This window comes from Phycisphaerae bacterium, assembly GCA_018003015.1.
GTDB lineage: Bacteria > Planctomycetota > Phycisphaerae > UBA1845 > PWPN01 > JAGNEZ01.
The window spans coordinates 248,073-255,751 of record JAGNEZ010000002.1 but is presented as its reverse complement, the minus strand read 5'-3'; the positions used below and the strand labels follow the sequence as shown (position 1 = coordinate 255,751).

Annotated in this window: 4 protein-coding genes; 3 read left to right on the top strand and 1 reads right to left on the bottom strand. The window is 65.2% G+C overall.

Going from position 1 to position 7,679, the window contains the following annotated elements:
* The 3 genes from KA354_01870 to KA354_01860 all read left to right on the top strand — a co-directional run.
* Positions 1–548: hypothetical protein (locus KA354_01870; GenBank protein MBP7933371.1), on the top strand; the 548-nt coding region annotated here is incomplete at its 5' end.
* Positions 549–598: 50 nt separating this feature from the next.
* Positions 599–1,600: a FecR domain-containing protein gene (locus tag KA354_01865; protein MBP7933370.1), complete on the top strand. Its 1,002-nt coding sequence runs from the start codon at positions 599–601 to the stop codon at positions 1,598–1,600.
* 26 nt (positions 1,601–1,626) lie between these two features.
* Complete coding sequence (locus tag KA354_01860) at positions 1,627–4,542, top strand: CHASE2 domain-containing protein (protein MBP7933369.1); 2,916 nt, start codon at positions 1,627–1,629, stop codon at positions 4,540–4,542.
* Between the two features lie 13 nt (positions 4,543–4,555).
* Here KA354_01860 and KA354_01855 read toward each other — a convergent pair whose 3' ends face one another.
* The gene (locus KA354_01855) at positions 4,556–7,630 is read right to left on the bottom strand and encodes a S8 family serine peptidase (GenBank protein MBP7933368.1); all 3,075 of its coding nucleotides are present in this window, start codon (positions 7,628–7,630) and stop codon (positions 4,556–4,558) included.
* Between the last annotated feature and the right edge of the window lie 49 nt (positions 7,631–7,679).

Here is a 7,679-nt window from a genome sequence, read left to right as displayed (position 1 = left end):
GGTGCGGTCTCGGCTGCACGCAGGCCGTCCGCGTCGAACAGGCGGATCAGGGCGAGCGGGTGGACGTCGACACCCTCCTTCACGAGCAGCTGCAGAAGGAACCGATGGTTACCGTGGCGGAGGCCTACCGAGCCATGGTCATCCTCGCGGACGGTGACGACGCGTACAAGAGTTTCGAGGAGCGACGGGCATCACTGGAGAACCGGGGCATTGCCCGGGCCGAGTGGAATCTGAGGCGGGAGGCGTGCATCGACAAGGGCAGCGTCGCCTACATGGTCTGCCAGATCATCCAGGCTCCTGGAGGGGCGAATCTCAACTTGCTGGGCCGGGCGGCGCATGTCGGTGACCGGCGATACGCCCTTCGCGAACTGGCCTTTCTCGATCTGATGCCCCAGACCGCCCCGTACCGCTACATCACGGGCGGAGAACTGGTCGATCTGACCGCCAAAGCTGACCGCTACATGGCGGCGCACGGCCGCTACGCCTCGGAGCCGACCGACGTCCAGAAGGAGCTTGAAGCCCCAAGCTCGCAACCCGCGAGGAATTAGGCTGTTTGTCGAGGCAGGACAGGCTCCCATCGGCTAGAATGGTGTATCAGGTGAACATGATGAGACACTGCACAACCATCTGGTCCGGCGTTGGGATTCTTCTGATCACCGCGGCCTCGTGGGCTCAGGACGTCGCCCCCTCGGCTCAGCCGGCCGGCGGAGCCCCTGCCGCCGCTGCCACGGCGCCGGTGGGACAGCCGCCCGCCACCAGGCCGTCCGGCGAGCCCATGCAAGCCCGGGTGGCCAAGCTCGAGGGTACGGTCCACTACGCCTTGGTGGGCGCCGGGGGCACCACGGGTGAGTGGAAAGCCGCCAAGGTCGGCGACCTGCTGCCGGCCGGCACACGCATTCGCACTCGCCTGCGATCCCAAGTCGTCCTCACGTTTGGGGATGACACCGTGGTGATGATCGACCGGGCGACGCTGGCCAGTATCGATCAGTTTCAGCGTGTCGCAGACACCAAGGAGGTTCGTCTGGGACTGGGGCACGGCGCGGTCCGAGCCGGCGTGGCGGAGACCACCTTGCGAAGCGATATGACCATCGAGACGCCGACCGCGACGCTGTCCAAGAAAGGCACGATGGATTTCGGCATCGAGTACGAACCCAGCACCGGCCGGTTCAAGATTGATTTGGCCCAGGAGGGCCTGGTGACAGCCCTGAACAGGATGACCGAGGAATCGCGAAACCTGCACGCCGGACAGTACGTCACTGAACGCATGGTTCGCTGGATCGAGACGGCGACCTTCGACCGGCACGTCTCGTTTGCCGATGTCTTCGGACAGACAGGCGCTGAGAAGCTGTTCAACGTGCTGAACGGCTCGGGCGCCGGGTCGCTGGAGCCGGGCGGCGGAATCACCACCCGCGCTTTCGCCCGGCGTTTCCAGGGGGGCGCGGGGGGGCCTGCGTTGGGCCAGAACTTGACCAACGTCCTGAGCACGACGGCACTCCTGGCGCCACGGAGCACTGGCGGCGGCACGCGCGTGGTAAACAGACCCGAGGGCAACTTCGGCACCGGCAGCGGCAGACTTCCTCACCTCTGGGGCACCCGCTAGGCGACAACACGCACATCATGCGATGGATGGCGAAGCATCGGTGGGAACTGGCGACCGGCCTGGCGCTGACCCTGCTCGCAGTCTCGACCCACACGGGCCGTCTCGCTCTCACCCAGCGGCTCGAATGGGACGGCTTTGATTTCTTGGTTCGGCGTTTCAGCCGCGTTCCGGCCTCGGACCGGATTGTTCACATCGATATCGACGACGACGCGCTGAATCGCGTGGGAAGCTGGCCCTGGCCGCGCGATCTGCAGGCGGAAATGGTCCGCGACCTGAAGGAGCTCGGCGCCGCCCGAATCATGATCGACATCGTGTGGAGCGAACCTCGCCCGCGGGAGCTGCGCGTACCCGGACTTGATCGCTTCACGGACGTGGAAGGACCGGTCGCACAACTCGGGGAAATCTCGGAGGGCAATCTGGTCTACCCGGATGATGAACTGGCCGGGGCAATCGCCGAGGCAGGTCACGTCTGCCTGTCCATGTACTACGAAGCGGGCGGTGCAAGGCCATCCGCCAGCCGGTTGGAGGAGCAGCTGGCAGACCTGCTCCGCAGACAGTTCGAGCAGGATCTGGACGTTCTTGCGAAGACAGTGGGCCGCGGCCGGGGCGCCGTCGAAGCCGTTCTCCCCGGAGCCAAGCGGCGGGTAGCCGAGGAACGCGTGACCGCCTTCCTGGCCGAGCATCCTCAGGCGGATTACGCCACGGTTCATCGTGCGATTCTCTCAACCCCCGCCAATCGGCTGACCGCCGACCGCGAAGACGTGCTGGCGGCTTTCCACCGAGCCAAGAGCCTGCAGGTGCTGCGCGAGCGCTGTCCTCCCGTCCCCGCGGTCCTCAGGGGCCGACTGCCGAAGGCCGACCATGTGGTACCGCCACTTTATCAGATCGGGATTGCGGCCAAACGAATGGGATTCGTCACTTTCCATCCCGACGCCGACGGGCGAACCCGCCATGTGCCTCTGCTGCTCGACTGGGATGGCCGGCTGCTCGAGCACCTGGCCTTTGTGACCGTCCGCGAAACCCTGGGTATCAGGACCGAGGAGTTGACTTTTGACCGTCAGGGGCGGCTGATCATCGCCGGTCGTGACGGACGACCGGAATATCGCGTGCAGCTGAACGAACAAGGCGAGATGCTGATCAACTGGCACGTCGCCGGACGTGGCTGGCAGGAGTGCTTCGACCACAAGCCGGCCGCCCTGCTGCTGCGGCTCTCCGACTGTCGACGGCGGATGCGTGAGAACGACCAGGCTCGCCAGTGGAAGATCGGCCGGGCCATCAGCCTCATCAAGGACGACGCCGGATTCTCACTCTACCGCGCCCAGGTTAACCGGATGCTCGAGCTGGAACGGAGCGTGGGCCGAGCTCGCCTGCTCGGCCAGGGCGACACCGACGCGTCGCGGAAGGAGGCCGCCGAGGCACGGCAGCTACGTTCGATGGTCGAGCAGGATCAGAACGACACGCTGACCCTGATCCGCGAGGAATGGAGTCGGCTGCAGGCCGAACCCGATCCGCACAAGCCCGATATCGCCGCCGACTACAAGCGCTTCAAGGAAGCCCACGAATTGATCGCCGGTGACGTGGCGGAACTGGACCAGGCCATCGTCCAGCTCACCCGGGAGCACAAGCGTCTGACCGACCAGATGCGCCCGTTGTTCGAGGGAAAGACCTGCGTGGTCGGCTACACGGCCACCGCGGTGGCCGACATGGTAACCACCCCGCCCTACCCACGCGTGCCGGGCGTTCTGGTCCACTCCAATGTGCTGAACAGCTTCCTGGTCGGCCGTTTTCGCACCTGGTCGAATACGAGCACCCAAGCAGGGATCATCGCCCTGCTCGGCTTGGTCGCCACGCTGGCCAGCATTACCCGCGGCCCCTGGACGACGTTCCTCCTGCTGGTTTGTATCGCCGTCGGCGCCGCCCTTCTAAGCGCATTCGGGCTGTTCGCGAGGATGGACCACTGGCTGGCGCTGGTCACGGCTATCCTGTTGATGTTCGTCAACTGGGCCTTCATTGTCATGGTTCGCTACCTCACCTCGGAGCGTGAGAAACGGCGATTTAGTCGTGCAGTCGCCCAGTACGTCTCGCCGGCAATGGCCCGGCGGATTGCGGACAACACGGCCAAGCTCGACCTCGCCCCGGTCCAGGGCGAGGTGAGTTGCTTCTTCAGCGACCTGGCCGGCTTCACGCCCTTGAGCGAGCGCCTCGGACCGGAAGGGACGCGGACACTGCTCAATCCCTACCTCGAATCCATGTCCGAGGTTCTTCACCATCATCGGGCCCTGATCAACAAGTTCATGGGCGACGGGGTCTTCGCCTTCTTCAACCCGCCGATCCTGCCGTGCCCGGATCATGCGGTCGCAGTCTGCGAAGCCGCACTCGACAGCCTCCAGGCGCTAAGGGAATTGAAGGCCAGTCACCTCAACCACCCGCTCGGGCGGGAATTCGAGCGGCTGTTCGTGCGCATCGGGATCAGCTCCGGCCCGGTATTCGTCGGCGACTACGGCAGCGAAAACAAGCTGGATTACACCTGCATGGGCGACACCGTCAACCTGGCCGCAAGGCTGGAGTCCGCCAACAAGTACTTCGGCACGGCCATCATGGTGGCCGGCAGCACCCACGATATCGCCGGAGAGCGCTTCCTGTACCGGCGCCTCGGAGCGATCCAGGTGAAAGGGAAGAGCGAAGCCCTGGCGGTGTACGAGCTGTTGGGACGACCGGGGAAAGTGAGCGCCGAGCTAATCGAGGTGGCTGGGCAGTACGAACGAGCCGTGGCCGCCTTCAGCCGGCGCGACTGGCAGGAGGCCGACGCTGTTCTGCAGCAGTGCCTGCGCATCAGGCCCGGCGACTTGGCCGTCGAACGCTATCGGGAGACCATCCGGCGATACCTGTCCGCCCCCCCGCCGCCGGAATGGCACGGCGAAATCGAGCTCACCGAGAAGTGACGGCTGCGGCGGATCACGGCAGGCAAGCGAAGTCCACCGGCACGCCGGCACCGCTCAGACAGCCGATGAGCAGACGGAAATCGGTATCGTTGACAAAGCCGTCAGCATTGAGGTCGGCATCACGACAGGCAACGTCGGTTTGCGGCTCCAGCGAGCCGAGGAGGCACGCCTGCATGTGACCGGCGTCATCCAAGTCCACATCACCATCGGCATCGAAGTCGGCCTGAGGCACCAGCGGGCATGCGGAATAGGCGGCATAGTCCGAACCGCAGAAGTCGGCCGGCAAGCCGCTGCCCGGGGACAGGCCGACCAGGCCGTGAATCGGAGCCAGGCTCAGATACGTCACCCGCACCCGGCCGCTGAAGAACATCTCGATCTGGAAGCTACTCACCGTGCTGGCCCCATACTCGGGCACGCCCTGCCAGGTAACGACCACCCGATCGGCCAACTGGCACCAGGAGACGGCACCCGCCGACGACGGATCCAGGTCGCCGAAAATCCCGGACACCCGAGGCAGGCGGAAATGATCGGCCGCCGAGGCGCTCCAGTCCGCATCACCCTCATCGAAGGTGATGTAGCCGTTGCTGCTCACGAAGAAGGCGGAATGCATCTGACCGAAGAAGGGTATCTCCGCGCCACCGGCGAGGACGACCTGCTGATAGGCGTCGTCACTGAGACTCAGCGTCATCCCGCTCGACGGATCCACGGGAAAGGCCGTCGCCGGGCTCTGGCACACGGCGTAGGTTCCACTCCCGCTGCCGTATGTGAACGTCCAGGACTTGTTGGCAAGACTGCCGCTGTCTCCGTCAAAAAGCGCCGTCAGGTAATCCGGCTGGACGAGGGTCGCCAGGACATGGCAACTTCCACTGTTGTCGTCCAAGGCCTCATTGCCGGCAGCATCTGTGGCCCGCACGGCAAACGTGTAGCTCGTGGCCGGCGTCAAGCCACTGAGCGTGATCTGGTGCGACGTCGCTGCAGCACAGCCAAGGCGAATGTCGGAGAGTGATCCGCACTCGCTGCCCAGCAGAACCGCGCCACTACCGGTCTCGTTGGCCTCGAACGACACGGTCGCGGTGCGGGCGGTGATATCGCGGACGGCTATGTCGGAGATGACCGGGGCAACGCAGTCCACCACCGCCGCGTCGGTCGCCACCGCCTGCTGGCCGGTCCCGTCATCCGCATCGACGTACGTCGCAGTCACCGTCTGACCATCACTCACCTCGAGGATACCGCTTCCGCCGCTGGGTGCACCCTGCACAGTCGAGATTGAGCCGGCGAACACGCCGCTGTCGGGTGGCGTCTCCTGAACCATCACCTCCTCTGCGTCCTCACCCACGACCAGGGTGACGACCTGCGCGCCCTGGCCACGCAGGCCGGAGTCAAGCAGCGTGACGCCGACGGTGTCCGCACACCGATAGCTCTTGCGGTCCACTGTCACCGCCGCGGTCGGCCCGGGACCTGAACCGCTGATCAGCAGCGAGTAGTACTGCTGCCCGCCGGTCAACGCCCCCTTGTAGCTCACGTTGACCGTGTAGTAGCCTGATGTCGGCTTGGCAACAACCACCTGCTCGACGTTGTCGCGGGTGTTGTCGCCCGTGGTGGCAGCGGCCGAGGGGCTGGTCGGATCGAGAATCCAGGGCAGGTGAACGACCGCCTCAGCCGGGACCACAATTCGGAGATCGAGGTCGTTCACCAGGCGAACCGCAGCGTTGTCCAGTCCGGTCACGACTGCCGCCGGCGGATCCGTCCAGCAGAGCGTGGCCTTCAGGCTGTGCACACCATCCCAGGTGACGCGGTAAGTATCCACAGCATGGGTACCGGTCAGAAGGCCCTCGACCAGACCACGGGCGACAGGGATATCACGACAACTCCTGAGGTAATCCGCAGCAGTCTTGACGTTCACCAATCCCCAGCCGGTTCGGTAGTCGGGCCCCGCATCGCCGAGATCGTCGGCCGTGTGGATCAGCAGACCTTTCAGCGTGCTGGACCGCATGTATTGCCCAGGAAAGAGTAGGCCGTAGTCCTGGACGAGGAGTATGGCCGACCCACTGGCGTTGGGGGTGGCCATGCTCGTTCCATTCATGCTGGCGTAGCTTTCGTTCGATGCTGCGGTGCAGGAATACAGGCTCGCGCCGTTAGCCACGACATCCGGCTTGACCCGACCGTCGTCGGTCGGTCCCCAGCAACTGAATGTGGTCATGGTCGCAGCGGCCAGCGAACGTGCACCACTCGCCACCGCGTCGTTCACCGCACCGACGGTCACAATGTTCTTGGCGTTGCCGACGAGGGAGATGGTGTCGTATCCTCCGTTGTCCCACCCGTCGTTGTACGGATCGGTGGCCGAATCGTAGGTCTTGGTCACCCAGTCACCGCCGTTCTCGTACTGGAACGAGCTGCCCGACGAAGGAGCTTTCTCATTCCGATCATTGCCCGCAGCGACAAACGGCAGGAAGTACGGGGCATCGTGACAGAGCATGTCCCAGTCGTGGGCGAGGCTGTCATACTGCCCAAAGCTGTCCGACTCGCGATGACCCCAGGTCCCGTACCAGCGAGGCGGCGTCGTGCTGTGTGACCAACCGGCCAGGTACCCATAGGAATGACTGGAGACCTGGAGCGTTCCCGCCTCCCCCGGTTCGGCCATCGCCCGCAAGGTCATCTCCGCGACGTCGTTCGTCCAGTCGTAGGAATCGATGGCCACGCCGGAGGCCATCCCCAGCGCCGCCGCAGTCACGCCCGCTCCCCCGATCGTACCGCTGACGTGCGTGGCGTGATCGGCAGCGGCAACCACATCCCGGACGGTCACCCGTGTCCCGAACTCCTGGTGCGTGGCCCGAACGGCCGCACCGTCCCAGACGCCGATCGACAGGCCCTCGCCATTGAGGTTGTACGGACTGATGTTGCGGATTTCGACGGCTGCCGTGGAGATGGCCGCGTTCACGTTGCTGGTGGCGACGACCAGCATGGGGCGGCCGTCCGGGGCAGCCATGAGTTCATACGTTCTGCCACCAGCATGCCATCGCACCGGCAGGCCCCGCTGTTTGGCTCGCTGCCAGGCGACGGACTTGGCCGATTGGGCGGCGGCCGCCATACGCCTGGACCGCGCGGCTCGGACGGCAGGCACCCCCAGAGACCGGCCC

Excerpts from the sequence above, each read along its gene's own strand:
- KA354_01860 (MBP7933369.1), top strand. The coding sequence starts at position 1,627 with ATGGCGAAGCATCGGTGGGAACTGGCGACCGGCCTGGCGCTGACCCTG.
- KA354_01855 (MBP7933368.1), bottom strand. The coding sequence starts at position 7,630 with ATGGCGGCCGCCGCCCAATCGGCCAAGTCCGTCGCCTGGCAGCGAGCC.